At 32.9% G+C, this 15,258-nt stretch carries 16 protein-coding genes and 1 other RNA gene; 9 read left to right on the top strand and 8 right to left on the bottom strand.

What is annotated here, in order from left to right:
* Nucleotides 1-2 precede the first annotated feature (2 nt).
* The 3 genes from eno (at nt 3) to KKQ76_RS12420 (ending at nt 2,396) form a co-directional block, all read left to right on the top strand.
* On the top strand, nt 3-1,280 hold the full coding sequence (gene eno, locus KKQ76_RS12430; RefSeq protein ID WP_213197540.1) for a phosphopyruvate hydratase: 1,278 nt from the start codon (nt 3-5) through the stop codon (nt 1,278-1,280).
* Between the two features lie 85 nt (nt 1,281-1,365).
* Complete coding sequence (locus KKQ76_RS12425; RefSeq protein WP_027381136.1) at nt 1,366-1,788, top strand: EamA family transporter; 423 nt, start codon at nt 1,366-1,368, stop codon at nt 1,786-1,788.
* Nucleotides 1,789-1,829: 41 nt separating this feature from the next.
* Nucleotides 1,830-2,396: a phosphatase PAP2 family protein gene (locus KKQ76_RS12420; RefSeq protein ID WP_213197393.1), complete on the top strand. Its 567-nt coding sequence runs from the start codon at nt 1,830-1,832 to the stop codon at nt 2,394-2,396.
* A gap of 561 nt (nt 2,397-2,957) precedes the next feature.
* On the opposite strand, the gene KKQ76_RS12415 is transcribed toward KKQ76_RS12420, so the two are convergent.
* The 4 genes from KKQ76_RS12415 to ssrA form a co-directional block, all read right to left on the bottom strand.
* Entirely contained in the window at nt 2,958-3,932 is a 975-nt protein-coding gene (locus KKQ76_RS12415) for a beta-propeller fold lactonase family protein (RefSeq protein WP_213197392.1), read from the bottom strand.
* 12 nt (nt 3,933-3,944) lie between these two features.
* On the bottom strand, nt 3,945-4,910 hold the full coding sequence (locus KKQ76_RS12410) for a YeiH family protein (RefSeq protein WP_213197391.1): 966 nt from the start codon (nt 4,908-4,910) through the stop codon (nt 3,945-3,947).
* 77 nt (nt 4,911-4,987) lie between these two features.
* The gene (locus tag KKQ76_RS12405) at nt 4,988-5,881 is read right to left on the bottom strand and encodes a LysR family transcriptional regulator (RefSeq protein ID WP_027387422.1); all 894 of its coding nucleotides are present in this window, start codon (nt 5,879-5,881) and stop codon (nt 4,988-4,990) included.
* Nucleotides 5,882-7,052: 1,171 nt separating this feature from the next.
* Nucleotides 7,053-7,452, bottom strand: a transfer-messenger RNA (tmRNA) gene (ssrA, locus tag KKQ76_RS12400).
* 291 nt (nt 7,453-7,743) lie between these two features.
* Here ssrA and KKQ76_RS12395 point away from each other — a divergent pair.
* Both KKQ76_RS12395 and KKQ76_RS12390 read left to right on the top strand, forming a co-directional pair.
* Nucleotides 7,744-8,472 carry a hypothetical protein gene (locus tag KKQ76_RS12395; protein WP_213197390.1) on the top strand — a complete coding sequence of 243 codons (729 nt, stop codon included), beginning with the start codon at nt 7,744-7,746 and terminating at the stop codon, nt 8,470-8,472.
* Between the two features lie 73 nt (nt 8,473-8,545).
* Nucleotides 8,546-9,277 (top strand): SIMPL domain-containing protein, encoded by a 732-nt coding sequence (locus KKQ76_RS12390; protein WP_104794186.1) that lies wholly within the window; start codon nt 8,546-8,548, stop codon nt 9,275-9,277.
* 101 nt (nt 9,278-9,378) lie between these two features.
* On the opposite strand, the gene KKQ76_RS12385 is transcribed toward KKQ76_RS12390, so the two are convergent.
* The 4 genes from KKQ76_RS12385 to KKQ76_RS12370 form a co-directional block, all read right to left on the bottom strand.
* The gene (locus KKQ76_RS12385) at nt 9,379-9,885 is read right to left on the bottom strand and encodes a GNAT family N-acetyltransferase (RefSeq protein WP_213197389.1); all 507 of its coding nucleotides are present in this window, start codon (nt 9,883-9,885) and stop codon (nt 9,379-9,381) included.
* A 73-nt stretch (nt 9,886-9,958) separates the two neighbouring features.
* Nucleotides 9,959-10,195, bottom strand: a complete 237-nt coding sequence (locus tag KKQ76_RS12380; protein ID WP_371463680.1) for a PspC family transcriptional regulator — start codon at nt 10,193-10,195, stop codon at nt 9,959-9,961.
* The gene (locus tag KKQ76_RS12375; protein ID WP_213197388.1) at nt 10,195-10,521 is read right to left on the bottom strand and encodes a nucleotide pyrophosphohydrolase; all 327 of its coding nucleotides are present in this window, start codon (nt 10,519-10,521) and stop codon (nt 10,195-10,197) included. Before KKQ76_RS12375 ends, KKQ76_RS12380 begins: the two co-directional genes overlap by 1 nt.
* A 75-nt stretch (nt 10,522-10,596) precedes the next feature.
* Nucleotides 10,597-11,997 (bottom strand): hypothetical protein, encoded by a 1,401-nt coding sequence (locus KKQ76_RS12370; protein WP_213197387.1) that lies wholly within the window; start codon nt 11,995-11,997, stop codon nt 10,597-10,599.
* Between the two features lie 209 nt (nt 11,998-12,206).
* On the opposite strand from KKQ76_RS12370, the gene KKQ76_RS12365 reads away from it, so the two are divergent.
* The 4 genes from KKQ76_RS12365 (at nt 12,207) to KKQ76_RS12350 (ending at nt 15,253) form a co-directional block, all read left to right on the top strand.
* On the top strand, nt 12,207-12,458 hold the full coding sequence (locus tag KKQ76_RS12365; protein WP_069800586.1) for a type B 50S ribosomal protein L31: 252 nt from the start codon (nt 12,207-12,209) through the stop codon (nt 12,456-12,458).
* Between the two features lie 240 nt (nt 12,459-12,698).
* The gene (locus tag KKQ76_RS12360) at nt 12,699-13,859 is read left to right on the top strand and encodes a GlmU family protein (RefSeq protein ID WP_213197386.1); all 1,161 of its coding nucleotides are present in this window, start codon (nt 12,699-12,701) and stop codon (nt 13,857-13,859) included.
* 234 nt (nt 13,860-14,093) lie between these two features.
* A complete protein-coding gene (locus tag KKQ76_RS12355) occupies nt 14,094-14,603 on the top strand; it encodes an RNA polymerase sigma factor (RefSeq protein WP_213197385.1) in 510 nt (169 codons plus the stop codon).
* An 11-nt stretch (nt 14,604-14,614) separates the two neighbouring features.
* Nucleotides 14,615-15,253, top strand: coding sequence for a hypothetical protein (locus KKQ76_RS12350; protein WP_213197384.1), 639 nt, complete (start codon nt 14,615-14,617; stop codon nt 15,251-15,253).
* The last annotated feature ends 5 nt before the right edge of the window (nt 15,254-15,258 follow it).

Here is a 15,258-nt window from a genome sequence, read left to right as displayed (position 1 = left end):
ATATTATGAAAATTACAAAAGTACACGCAAGAGAAGTACTCGATTCCAGAGGAAATCCGACAGTTGAAGCAGAGATTAACATCAATGGTGAGTTTACGGGCAGAGCCATATCTCCGTCCGGTGCAAGCACAGGCGAAAAGGAAGCCGTGGAATTAAGAGATAACGATAAAGCACGCTATCAGGGGAAAGGTGTTTCAAAAGCTGTCAATAATGTCAATACCATTATTGCGAACGCATTGGTCGGGAAAGAGATACTACTGCAGAGTGATGTAGATGCCTTGATGATCTCGTTGGATGGGACGCCCAACAAATCTAATCTCAGTGCAAATGGCATTTTAGCAGTTTCCATTGCTTATGCCAAAGCATCAGCTGCCTTTAACAAGATCCCACTGTACCGACAATTCAGGGATGAATCAACATATACCATGCCTGTACCTTGTATGAATGTGATCAATGGCGGAAGACACGCTGACAATAATATCGATTTTCAGGAATTTATGATTGCACCACACAATGCCCCAAACTTTAAGGAGAGTATTCGAATGGGTGAAGAGGTCTTCCACACCTTAAAAGAAATTTTAAAGGGAAAAGGATATTACACAGGAGTTGGCGATGAAGGAGGATTTGCACCAAATCTAAAATCCAATGAAGAAGCCGTTGATGTCATTTTAGAAGCGATTACCAAAGCCGGTTTTACGCCTGGAAAAGATGTGTCGTTATGCTTAGATCCTGCAACAAGTGAGATGTGGAACAATGACAAATATGAATTTTTCAAAAGCACCAAAGAACAAAAAACAAGTGAACAGATGATTGAACTTTGGGAAAGCTGGACATCACAATATCCGATTGTTTTGTTGGAAGACGGTCTTGGAGAAAATGACTGGAAAGGCTGGCAGCAATTGACGGAGAGATTAGGAAACAAAGTAGAACTGGTGGGAGATGATATTTTCTGTACGAATCCAAAGATTCTACAGGAAGGCATTGACCAAAAAATTGGAAACTCTGTTTTGATAAAATTAAATCAAATTGGAACCGTTACAGAAACTCTGGAAACGATTGACCTGGCCTATAAAAACAATTACAACTGCTTTATCTCGCACCGAAGCGGAGAAACAGAAGATACAACAATCGCCGACTTGACAGTGGCAGTTGGTGCAGGGCATTTGAAAACAGGAAGTGGCTGCCGAAGTGAGCGGGTTTCAAAATTCAATCAACTATTGAGAATTGAGGAGGAGCTTGGAAGTGCAGCAAAGTTTGCGGGAATCAAAGCGTTTAAATAATACACAAAATATCAAATTTATTGAAGGCTAATTTCAATACTAAAAAGTTAGCCTTTTAATATCACATATTCTCACACAACACTTTATGAAACAATATCAAATTTTCGCCATCATTTCGATGATATTTGCAGGTTTAACCTCAGTCATAGCAAAAGCAGGACTGAAAAATGTTGCATCAGATACAGGTTTGGCTGTCCGGACTTCATTTGTGTTTTTTCTAATTTGGCTCAATATATTCGCATTTAATAACGCCAAAGATTTTTCAAATCTTACCAAAAAAGATATTTTATTGCTGGGATTTTCGGGAATTACGACCACAATTTCGTGGATATTCTATTACAGGGCAATGAAGGTGGGTAATGTTTCAGAAATAGCATTAATAGACAAGGGAAGTATAATTATTACGCTGGCTCTTTCCTTTTTCTTCCTAAACGAGCAATTTACCTGGAAAATTGCTGTGGGCGGTTTTATGATCATCGGGGGAATATTAATATTGACTCTCAAATAAAAATAACAACAACTTAAAATATTCATTATTAAGACATTACTATGCTCGAAAATATAAACCAACTCGACACTCAGCTTTTTCTTTTTATAAACCGAAAGCACAATTCATTTTTTGATCCGATCATGTATTGGGCAAGTGATAAACTGTTTTGGATACCATTTTATACTTTTCTTTTGTATATCATTATGAGAGAATTTAAAAAGAAAAGTGCTTACGTACTTTTGGCAATTGCTTTTCTGATCACGATCTGTGACCAGACCGCATCTCATCTTATAAAAAATGCGTTCAAAAGACTAAGACCATCACATGAACCATCTCTCGAAAATTTGATACATTTAAGCAAAGCAGGACCAGGTGGTCAGTATGGTTTTATATCGTCTCACTCTGCCAACGCTTTTGGCTTAGCAACATTCCTAATCTTTTTGCTACCAAGAAAATATAATTGGCTAAAATATGTTTTAGTCTGCTGGGCTGTTTTGGTTGCATACAGCCGTATTTACAACGGTGTTCATTATCCTACGGATGTTATTGTGGCAGCATTCTTGGGAATTTTTTATGGAAGTACAATTGCTTACTTTTCAAAAAAAATTCACTTTAGAGAAAAGTAAATAACTTATGTAACGATTTGAATAATTTTCAAGTTCAATATTATATAAGAAATCATACAATGGTACTATTACCAAACTTTAAATAGTAATAATTTTAAATTTAAACTATAAAAAGGCTCAACCAATTTGGTTGAGCCTTTCCTATGAAAAAGTAATTATCCCGAATTACTTATATTTTTATTTAAAAGCTAACCACTCTTTGTCTTTATTTATAAAAGCGAATATGAATTCGCATTTCAAATTAGAATAAAATTCAATCATCCTAATTCTTCAACACGTTTTTTAACTTCGGGATTGTCCTCAAACTATTTTTCGGTTTGTCGGTAAACCTCAATACTTTTGTCTGGTTCGTATATGTATGGCGAAAATTTCACTTTCAGTTGTATTGTTAAAAATTGGTTAAGGTTCCGCCGCTTCTCGTCAGTTGCGAAGTTCGGAACTTTTTATTTTCTGTTAAAAATAAAAATTCTTGCGAAACGCAAACGAGAACTTACCACAAAATTCGCAATTGCGAGAAACGGCTGTTAGCGAATAGCCCTTTTACCTTTTTTAGGAAATTTATTAATTCTGAATACTATATATTATTTTCTTTTCAGAAAGATTAACTACACTAATAGATAAATCTTTGTTTAGTACAAATACATTTTTACCGTTTTTAGAGTAAACAATCGCTTGTCTTGGTTCATTAAATCCTGTTATCACTCCAATATTAGTTAATGTTGATACATCAATTATTGAAAGAGAATTATCTTCCTTATTTCCACTCAATAAAATGTTTTCATCTGAAGATAATGATGCGCCATAAGGATCTTTGCCTACAGAAATTGTTTTAGCGATTATACCTGTATTTAAATTAACTACTGCAATGGAATTGGAACCACTATTAGCAGCAAATAATGTTTCACCATCTTTAGTAATAGAGATAGCTCTTATTTTGCTAAAACCAGTAATAGTTGTATCGATTTTTAAAGTTGCTGCGTCCACAACAGAAATAGCGTCGCTGGCAAAATTGGTCACGTAAATCTTTGTATTTGTTGCGTTTAATTTAATACCTTGTCTTGGTTCGGCAAAACCTGTTATTATTTTTTTTACCGATTTACTTGAAAGGTCAATTACCGTTACTGTATTTGTTGCCTCATTATTAATATAAATTTCCTGACCATTGTTGCTAATTGCTGAACCAAATGCTCCAAAGCCTACCGCATATTTTTCAATGATTTTAAAGTTCTTTGTTTCCAGTACAGTTAAAAATCCGGTGCTGCTGTCAGTGATGTAAAACTTCATTCCATCAGGCGAAAAAATGATGTTTCTTGGACTGATGAATCCAGGTATCTTTTTTATTAATTTACGAGATTTTAGATTATAAACACTTACGAAATTTACGTCGCTGTTTGATGCTAATGCAATATTTCCGGTTGGACTTATTGCTAAAGAATTATTTTTTATGTTGCCGTCAAAGATTTGTTGCGCTTGAGTTTTGGTAGCAATAATACTAAAGAATAGTATTAACATTCCAATTTTGAATTTATTTTTCATATTTTGAATTTATTAGTTTGTTAAAGTTGTTACAGCCCAAAGTGCAGCAGTTGCTATAATCACCCATAGAATTACACCTTGAATTAATGGTTTAAATCCAACAGAAGATATTGTTTTTCTGTTCAATCCACATCCTATTAAAAACAAGGTAAGCGTTAATCCTGCTTTTGCAATATTTGTTAAATAATGATTGTATTGCTGAACAAAGGGAATATAGGTATTTGCAATCATTGCAAGAACAAATAATCCAATAAAGTAAGGAATTTTTATTTTACTGTCTTTACTTTTAAAAATAAAAGTTGATAAAAAAGCAACAGGAATTATCCATAATGCTCGTGCTAATTTAACAGTTGTAGCAATCTCTAAAGCTTGCGGACCATATTTACTTGCTGCACCTACAACTGAACTGGTATCGTGAATAGCAATTGCACACCACATTCCAAATTGTGATTGTGATAAATTTAACTGATGCCCAATAAAAGGAAATAAAAATAAGGCTACAGAATTTAGAATAAATATGGTTCCTAATGCAACCGATATCTGTTTTTCTTCTGCCTTTATTACAGGAGAAATAGCAGCAATAGCACTTCCACCACAAATGGCTGTTCCAGTTGATATTAAATAAGAAGTCTTTTTTTCTATCTTTAAAAACTTACCCATAAAGAAACCAATTACTAATGTTCCAATAATAGAAACTATTGTAAATAAAATACCTTCTTTACCCGCTTTTAATGCACTTGTAACATTCATTCCAAAGCCCAAACCAACAACAGAAACCTGTAATAATATATGAGTTGCTTTATGATTTAGATGTAAATATGGATGTCCAATAAATTGCGCAATTATTAAACCCATAAGTAAGGCAATTGGCGGTGATATTAATGGAGACAAGCAGAGTACAACTGCTAATAAAAAAATCACTTCTCTAGTGGTTATACTTTTGTCTAATAAATTTTTGAATCCTTTTTGATTTTCCATCTTACTTTATATATTATTGTTAGTACAAATTTCTTGAAATAAAGGATATGTTGGAAATTGTAAAAAGTTATGCGTCATTACTTAAAGTTATAATGATTGGCAAATTTCATAAATAATTCAGGTAAAGCCTCAACTTGACCTTGTTGTTGGATAAAGTAAAAATTCCTTTCGATAGACAAATGTTGAACATCTATTATTGTAAATTTATTTTCTCTAAGTTCTTTGTATATGGAATGTAATGATATAAAAGCCATAGTGTTGCTGTGAAGTATATAGTTTTTAATACTTTCAGTGCTGCCTAATTGCATTTCAATTTTTAAATCTGAAATTTTTACATTCAAAGATTTTAAATGATGTGCAATTACTTCTAGTGTTCCTGATCCTTGCTCGCGAAACAAGAGAGGAATGTTTTTTAGCTCATCAATAGTAATGTTCTGTCTTTTTGAGAGAGGATTTGTGCTATTTGAAACTAAAACAATTTCGTCTTTGACAAATTCGGTATATTTTAGATAGGCTTTTTTGGATTTTCCTTCTATGATACCCAAATCAATTTCATTTTTTTGCAGCGCAATTTCAATTTGTTCTGTATTATTAGCTTCTAAAGAAACGATAAGTTGGTCAAATTTTTTATGAAACGATGCTAAAATTTCAGGTAAAAGATATTGAGCAATTGTTGTACTCGCACCAATTCTTAATTTTCCGTTGAAATTTTGAGAAAGAGAATTAATTTCAAATTCTAAATTACGATAGGTTTCAAATATTTTTTCGGTATGAGAAAATAATATAATTCCTGCTTTTGTTAATTTTACCTTTGAGCCATTTCTTTCAAAAAGTTTAGTTTTCAGAAAACTTTCAATTTCTTGTATGTGTTTTGAAACTGCTGGCTGCGTAATAAATAATTCTTCGGCAGCTTTTGTAAAATTAAGTCGTTTTGCTACTTTGTGAAATACTTGTAAACGAAAATCAAACATTATTATAGGATTAAGTTATTTTACTCATTTTTTCTTGAGTTCTCCAAGGGTTTAAATATACGCATTGCGCCAATACGAAATATATAATGTTGCGCTTATTCTTTTATATATTTTATTTAAGATTCTGTTTGTTAGTTGATTAAATATTGAATAATTTTTGGATAAACGCAATTATATGATGAATGAAAATCTGACCGATCAATTCATAGTGATCCTTCGAATGCAACGATATGCCGAGAAAAGTATTAAGACCTACGCTTCACATCTCAGCTATTTTCTTAAATTATCTTCCAAACATAAACCGGAAAATATAACCTAACAACAACTTGAAGATTTTATTGTCTGGCTTGTCGACAAGATGAAGATAGGGCAATCATATCAAAAAGCAATGATCGCCACTATTACCAAATTTTATAAGGAAATCTTCAACCGCCAGATCAGTTTAAAACATCTCTATCCCAAACGCAAAGAACATAAATTACCGAAATTTCTTACCCTTGAAGAGGTGAAACAGGTATTGGATGCTACGGAGAATTTAAAACATAAAGCTATTCTTACCACAATATATTCGTGCGGTCTGCGTCTTAGCGAGGTGTTGGAATTGTAGATCTCTGATATCAAAACTAAAGATCGTCTCCTGCTGATCCGCCAGTCTAAAGGAAATAAAGATAAATTAAAGAGAAAGATACTATATCTCTTTAATAGTAAATTTATGAGCCATAAGTTCCAAGACGGAACTAAAAACAAAGTAAGTCTATTAAAAGAAAATATTTGAATATAGCACAAATTAGAAATCTCAAATATCGTATTCCCCTTTTTGTTCCCCCTTAAAATAAAAAACTCTTTGTTAACAGTAGTTACAGAGAGTTTTAAGTACCCCAGAAGGAACTTTTATTTGTAAAGACAGTAGAGAATTTATTCGAGGGCTCTATACTTAGACTTCAATAAGAATGTAGATTTGTTGGTGAATTTTTGCTAAATGGTTTCTATGGGGGAAAAGTAAAAGGCCTCAACAGATACTCTATTAGATAAAACGACTTCCTTTTAGTGATAAGAATAAATCTTTGCCTCAAATTTTTTCATATAAGAGAAATATCCTATATTTAATATTAGCACCTAATCTAGCACCCAAAAATAAAAAACCCTGTAAATCAATAATTTACAGGGTTTTAAGTGGAGTTGGAGGGATTCGAACCCTCGTCCAAACAAGCAATACGCAAGCTTTCTACATGCTTATTTTGCTATTGGTTTTCGTCATAAAGCAGACAGCAAACAGCCAACTTTACGCTTATCTTCTAAAATTTTCGTTCCCGAACCGAAGTTTTTCGGGACTTATTTCCGCATTTTCTATGCCTCGGAATCGAACGTCGCAGAACAGAACTTTCGGGAGACATCTTGTTTCCTTACTATACTTCGGGAAAAACGCTAATCCTACTAAGCTTCGGATTAAGCAGCAAGAGCAAACTCTTCGTTGCCAGTTAAATTCTGTAGCAAGGGATTAAAGAGATCGCGCTACGGTTCTCTGCATGCTTACTTACCCATTGGTCTTGCTGTCGAAACCAGTCAACCCCAATTTTTTAGTATGCAAATATAAGCAAAAAATGTACCTAAATTTTAATTCTGTAATTCTTTTATATTGGCGCCAAATTTCCGCCTTCCGTTCCCGCTTTTTTTGTGCGGCGGCTTTGCCGCCGCACAAAAAAGAGCTCCACTAAAGTCGGGGCGCAATTCCGTCATCATTAGAACTTTTTAACCAAATTTTGAAAATTTCCTTCTTAAAAACTCATAAAAAAGTTAATCTCGGTTAAAGTTGTTTCAGCAATCAAATTTCAAAATAATTTTGAGGCTGCTAATCATAACCCATGAAGAAAACTCTACTCTTATTTTTATTCATTATCTCCCATTCTTTTCATGCTCAAGAATACATTTTTGGAAAAATTTCTTCCGAACAAAACATAGAATTATCGGGAGTTTTGATCCTCAACACCAGAACAGACGAGAAAACATATTCAGACAGCGATGGAAATTTTATGATTTCTGCAAAAAATAATGATGCACTGCGATTCGTAAAACAAAAATTTGATAGAATTACCTATTCCGTAAAACCCGAAGATTTTAAAAATTCTATAAAAATTACGTTGATAAAATCCGTAGTAGAAATAGAAGAAGTAGAAATTAAAACCAAACTCACAGGCGATCTAAAAGAAGATGCAAGAAGAGTAGAATCTGTGAGAAAAGTAAAACTCAATAAAGAAATTGCAAAATACATCACTCAAAAATCTGATCCTCTAATACTAAAACCAAAAGCAGGCGAATTTGTACAACCTAAAGGTGAAGGTTTTTCTGTAGGTAAAGTTTCTAGTAAAGCAGATCAAATAGATTTAGCCGAAGATTTTCTAGAAATTCTTGGCGAAGATTATTTTACAGATTTAGGACTTAAAAAAAGTGAAATTTCCTCGTTCATCTTTCATGTAATGAGTGGGTTAGATTTAAAAAACGCTTATAAATATGGTTATCTCAAAGGAAGCGACATTGCTCAGTTCAGAAAACAAGCAGAAATAAAAATCAATGATTTTAGAAAGTTAAAATAGTATGGAATTGAATTTGATGTATAATTTTTCGTAAATTTAAAGTTATCAAATCACCACCTAAAATCACAATTTTATGAACAAAAACATTATCGCCATTGCTGTTGCTTCTTTGGGCTTCATCATTGGGCTTGGCTTATTAGGAAGCGCCATCAAAAACCGAAACAAATCAGAAAACACCATCTCTGTTACCGGTCTCGGAACCAAAAAATTTACTTCAGACCTCATCACTTGGAGCGGAAACTTCTCCAGAAATAGCTTTGAACTGAAACAAGCTTATGATGCACTTTCAAACGACCGAAAAATCATCGAAAACTATTTGATTTCTAAAGGAATTCCTAAAAACGAAATCGTTTTTTCGGCGGTAGATATTCAGAAGCAATATAATTATGTTTCAGACGCTAATGGAAGTAGTCACCAAACTTTTGCAGGTTACCAATTAACTCAATCGGTTTCATTAGAAAGTAAAGATGTGGCAAAAATTGAAAATTTGTCTAGAAATATCACCGAAATTATCAATCTTGGAATAGAATTCACTTCTTCCAGACCTAATTATTTTTACACCAAATTGGCGGAAGTAAAACAAGAAATGATTGCTAATGCTACAAAAGACGCTAAAGAACGTGCCGAAAAAATTGCAGAAAATGCAGGTTCAGATTTAGGAAATCTTAAAAAAGCAACAATGGGTGTGATCCAAATTACCGCGCCAAATTCAAACGAAGATTTTTCTTATGGCGGAACTTATAATACTCAATCAAAAGAAAAAGAAGCGAGTATTACAATTAAATTAGAATATGAAGTGGATTAGGTAGAGATTGAGGTAAAGGTTGATGCAAAGGTTGAAAAAAACTTTCTCTATTGGTTCCCCTCTTTTAGAGGGGTGTCAAAATCTTTGATTTTGACGGGGTGTTAATAAACTACTTCATAAATTTCATTCACCAAAACATCTAAATTTTCAGGCTGGAAATTAGCCATTAAAAATAAATTAACAGCATATTTACCTTCGCCATAACTTGGTTGAAGGTAATTTTTTTCTATGACGCTAAAACCATTTCTTTCGTAAAAACGCAATCTTCTTTCTGCAATTTCTGAAAGTGAATCGGGCTCAGTTTCTAAAATCAGTTTTTCGAATTTTTCCTGTAAACTTTCCAGAATTTTTTCGCCAAATTTTTGATTTCGGAATTCTTCAAAAACTTCAAAATGCTCTAAAAAATAAAATTCTTGAAGCTCCCAAATTACACAATATCCTATATTTTCATCTTCGTGATTAATGGAATAAACAAAGGCGTCTGGATTTTCGGCCAAATCTAGAAATTGGTCTTTGCTTCGTCTTTCTTCTTCGGGAAAAGTCTTTTCGTAGCGGTAGAAAATTTTAGAAATTTTCTTACGGTTTTGTAATTCTTCGAACCAAACCATTTTTATTTACGATTTACAATTTTTGATTTACGATTTTTGATTTACGATTTTTGACTTTAATGAAAACTATTATTTACAGGTCAAAAACATTAGGTCTTCTGGTGACGAAAATATCTTTTACCCAAAGCGTAAATGCCATCATGAGATAAACCAAGAAGAAAAAACCAGCGGTAGCAAAAGTGGAATAAATGAAAAATACACGCAGTTTAGAAACAGGAATCCCCAGTCTACTGCCAAATCTGGTGAGCGTTCCGAACCATTCATGTTCTACTTTGTGTCTTAAATCAGTAATAATTTTGGGTTCTCTCATTATTTCAGTTTTTCATTATTTTGATGACGGTCAAAATCTCTTTCGGTTTTTACTTTCATCTTTTTATCAAAAGCGACTTGTAAATCTACGCCAGTTTGGTTTGCCAAGCACAAAGTTACAAAAAGTACATCTGCTAATTCCTCGCCTAAATCTTTAGATTTATCAGATTCTTTTTCGCTTTGTTCGCCATATCTTCTGGCTATAATTCTGGCAACTTCTCCTACTTCTTCGGTTAACATTGCCATATTTGTTAATTCATTAAAATAACGAACACCAATGGTTTTTATCCATTCATCAACTTGATTTTGTAGAATTTTTATTTCCATAATTTCTTTGTTACGAGGTACGTGTTGCGTGTTGCGAGATAATCTCGTATCTCGAAACCCACAACTCGAAACTTTTTACTGATACGCTCCAATGGTAGGATTGGTAGTTCTGTTCACTTTTACAATATCTAGAGGAACCAAAGCTGCTGTGGAAACTTTTCCTTTGGTTTTTGCGGGAGAAGTTGCTTTCACTCTCAAATTCATTTTTTGGGTGAAATAATTCTCAAATTTTGGGTCTTCGTTTTTGATAGAATTCACAATTTTAGTATTTCCGTCCCAAGTAAAACCTGCGTTTGCAGCATCAAATTTTACCAAACAATTCTCGATGAAATAATTAAATGTTTGTCCAGAAGTTGGCTTGAACTGTATCGCGTTATTTCTTTCGGTGTAAACAATAGAATTTTGAAGATTCAATGTTAAAGCGCCTTGTTCTATAGAAGTTCCATTGTTATATTCGTTAGTTGCATAGATTCCAAAACTCGGCAAAGTGCTGTTTAAGTTCCAATAATTGGCAAAAGTAGCATGTAAAAATGTATAATTTCCGCCTTTAAAAATTCCTAAATTCGCTTGACCACAATTGTTGACCACCAAATTTTCTGCATTTACAGTTGCATTAATTCCTAAAATTCCAAAATCTTGAAAAGTGTGAACAATCGTATTTTTAAGCGTAGCAGAAGCGTGATTGAGTTCTAAACCAGTTGTTCCACCAAAAATTTTAGCATATTTTAAATTGGCAATTGCACCTTGTTCTAACTGAATTCCGCCCCAGTTAAGAGGAAGCGTGTCATATCTCGCATCATTTCTATCTCCGCGGAAAATTACTTCTTTTCCTAAATCTCCATTGGCAATCAATTGAGCATTTTTCCCGATTTTCAAATTGGCATTTTTATGAAAATACACTTTTGTTCCCTCAGAAATAGTCAGTGATTTTCCATCAGCTAATTTCAAGTCGCCATAAATAATTTTAGCTTTTGTATTGTTCCAAGAAGTATTGTCTGTTAAAATTTTCGGACTGTTTTCGGTAGAAATATAAAATTCTACATCTTGAACTACTGACAACAAGGTCACATGTTGATTCGCAACTGGCGATTCTATCTGAATTCTTTCTTCCGCAATCGCTTCTGGAGCATTTGCAGTAGGAGCAATTTCTACAAAAATATAAAGGCTGTCTTTTTTACGAAGGGGAACATTGGTAAATTCAGTTCCAGCTTTTCCATCTACATTAATTCTGTAAAGTGAAGAATTTCCTGATTCCAGATAAATCTTTGGAATGGAAATATCTTTATTTTCGTCGTTGTAAATTTTTACAGCATAAGTTTCGCTTCTCACCTGATTGTAAACAGTGTCTAGAACCAAAGTGTCTACCGAAAATCTGAGTTTTTTGCTTGGTGTATCAAATTCTATTTCGTCTCTGTTACAAGAAATAACAAAAAGAGCCAACCAAAACCCGAAAAAAAGAAAATATTTTGTCTTCATGGAAGTTTAAAAATAAGCGTAAAGTTAATGAAAAAAGCTGAACTGTTTCTAAAAACGCAAAAACTGTAAAATTTCTTTCACAAAAACTTAAAACGCTATTTGTCAATTCAAAAAATATTTTTATTTTTGCAGTCTAAAATTAAGAATAATAAAAGCAGTGCCATTACACGCAATTATTATCAACTAAAATTTAAAAAGACAATAAAGATATGAAATCAGGAATTCACCCAGAAAATTATAGATTAGTTGTGTTCAAAGACATGAGTAATGACGAAGTGTTTCTTTGCAAATCTACAGCTGAAACTAAAGATACTATTGTTTACGAAGGTACAGAATATCCATTAATCAAAATGGAAATCTCTTCTACTTCTCACCCATTCTACACTGGTAAAGTAAAATTAGTAGATACTGCAGGTAGAGTAGACAAATTCATGAACAAATACAAAAAATTCGCTAAGTAATTTAGCCGATTTTTTCATAATAAATCAGTCCTTCAAAAATTTTGAAGGACTTTTTTTGTAAATTTGTTTACAATCAACGCAAAGACGCAAGAAAAAATAAAAATTGAAACGTTTTAAAGGCGCCAAGAAAATTTGTCTAAAGACAAATTCTTTGCGACTTAAAAAACAAACACTATTAAAAAATTGTTTTGCGCCATTGCGTTAAAATTTTTGAATTTAAATTTTAAATCTTGAATTAAAATGCAACTTATATTTTCTGATGCTCAATTTTGGGGAGATTTTCTTCCGCTTACTTATACCAAACCTATCGCAGAACTTAGAACAGGAATTCTTACGTTTTCTGAACGTTGGCAAAAACTGTTAGATTCTTCAGAAGTTTCTTACATCACCGAAGATTATCTTCAAAAAAAATATAAATCTTACGAAAAGAAAGAAAGTTTACTGATTACTCCAAATTTTCTTCCTTCAGAAAGGGTTTTGGCTCAGATTAAAAATTTGCAACTGGGAGAAGCTTTGACTTATGAAAATGAAGTTTTGGCGGCGAGATTAAACATGGAAAATTTTTCGCTTTCGCAGATTGAGAAAATGACAGACATCACCGAAGAACTGATTTTCTTTAAAAAAGCTACGGATTTATTTTCCTTAAATGATAAAGCCATTGATTTTGATTTTGAATTGGTAACCAAAGGAAGAACTTCTGCTCCACTTTCTGAAACCAACGGATTTTTAGGCAATAAAGAAGACTTATTTATAGAAGAAGGTGCCGAAATAGAGTTTGCTACGCTTAATTGTAAAACTGGGAAAATCTACATTGGCAAAAATGCAGAAATTATGGAAGGTTCTGTAGTAAGAGGAAGTTTGGCACTTTGTGAAGGCTCTAAAATTAATATGGGTTCTAAAATTTATGGCGCTACTACAATTGGTCCACATTCTAAAGTTGGCGGAGAAGTGAATAATATTGTCATCACTGGTTTTACCAATAAAGGTCACGAAGGTTTTGTGGGAAATTCTGTAATCGGAGAATGGTGCAATCTTGGAGCAGACACTAATTCTTCTAACCTCAAAAACAATTATGCAGAAGTAAAACTCTGGAATTATCCATCTAAGAAATTTGTAAAAACTGGACTTCAATTTTGCGGATTAATTATGGGCGATCATTCTAAAACCGCTATTAACACTCAATTTAATACTGGAACTGTAGTGGGAGTTGGCGCTAATATTTTCAAAAGTGGATTTCCGCCAAATTTGATTGAACATTTTTCTTGGGGCGGATTTAAAGGAGATGAAAAATTCAGATTAGAAACCGCTTACGAAGTTGCCGAAAAAGCTATGGCAAGAAGAAAAATAACTTTAACAGAAGAAGATAAGGAGATTCTGAAATGGGTTTATGAGAATTATTAGTCTTTTTAAACGCAAAGATTTCTACGTTGCTTTTGTCATTCCGAAGGAATCTTAACAAAAAATTTATGACATTAAAATGTGATTCTTACGGATGACAAAATTAACTAAAAATACTAGCCGCTTTCAAAAAACTGAAAGCGGCTTTTTTTGGCTAAAAATCAAGAAAATAAAAAATTTTCAATTCTGATGTAATATTTTTACGACCTTCGTTGTCTTACCTATAGAAACTAACCTATGAACCAAGAAACATTTAAGAATACAGTATTTGTTTTGAAAGACGAGATGTATCGTTTTGCGAAGCGATTCTTGGTGAGTAGTGACGAAGCCGAAGATTTGGTACAGGATTTAATGCTAAAATTTTGGCAAAAAAAGGATGAATTGGTACATCTCAATTTAAAATCTTATGTACTAAAATGTGTGAAAAACGAGTGTCTTAATAAACTGAAACACGAAACGGTGAAACAAAATTTTGCAGATTTTCAATTGCATAGAAATGAACTCTACAAAATTGAAACCAATAATTTGAAGGAGAAAATTTTAGAATTTATCAATGCGCTCCCCGAAAAACAGAAATTGGTCATTCACCTGAAAGATGTAGAAGAATATGAAGTCTCGGAAATCTCGGAGATTTTAGAAATAGAAGAAAATGCAGTGAGAGTGAATCTGATAAGAGCCAGACAAAAAGTAAAAGAACAGATTAACAACCTGTTAGCGTTTGAAAACAGAAAAATTCAAAACATTTAAAACCCGAAACAATGAACCCAAATATAGATAAAGAATACCAAAACATCTTCCAAGAACTGAAGGAAGAAAAAATGGATTGGAATTTCGAAGATTTCTTGAAAAAAACCGAAGAAAAACCAGAGGAAACTAAAGTAATTCCTTTGAAAAAAGGATTTGGTGGTGGCAGTCAAAAATGGTATTGGATGGCAGCAAGTTTGGTTACGATGTTTGGCATGATGATGTTCTTTAACCCAGACATTACAGAACCAACCTTGAAACCTATTGTTTCTAATAACAGTAATCCTTCACAAAAACCAGCACAAACCAACGTCATAAAAACAACTGAAAATCAAAATATTAACACTAATTTAAACACCATCAAAGTTGCTGAAAACAATGTAAAACCAACTGAAAAAATAAATCACGAGTTCAAAAATGAACATCAAAATATTGCTTCTCAACCAAGTAAAACTGTAGAAAATTCTACTGAAATTCTAGAAAATCCAGCAGAAGAATACAGCGCTGATTATGTAATCGTCAATGGTAAAAAAATCTATAACGAAGAAGAAGCCATCGACATTACTAAGGAAGCATTTCAACTTTTCGCGAGTAACGTTACCAAAACTATAAACCAGGCAGAGCCTATCAAAAATTTATCCATTAACTTTTAAAAAAT

This window comes from Cloacibacterium caeni (assembly GCF_907163105.1).
GTDB lineage: Bacteria > Bacteroidota > Bacteroidia > Flavobacteriales > Weeksellaceae > Cloacibacterium > Cloacibacterium caeni_A.
This window is presented reverse-complemented; position numbering and strand designations above follow the sequence as displayed.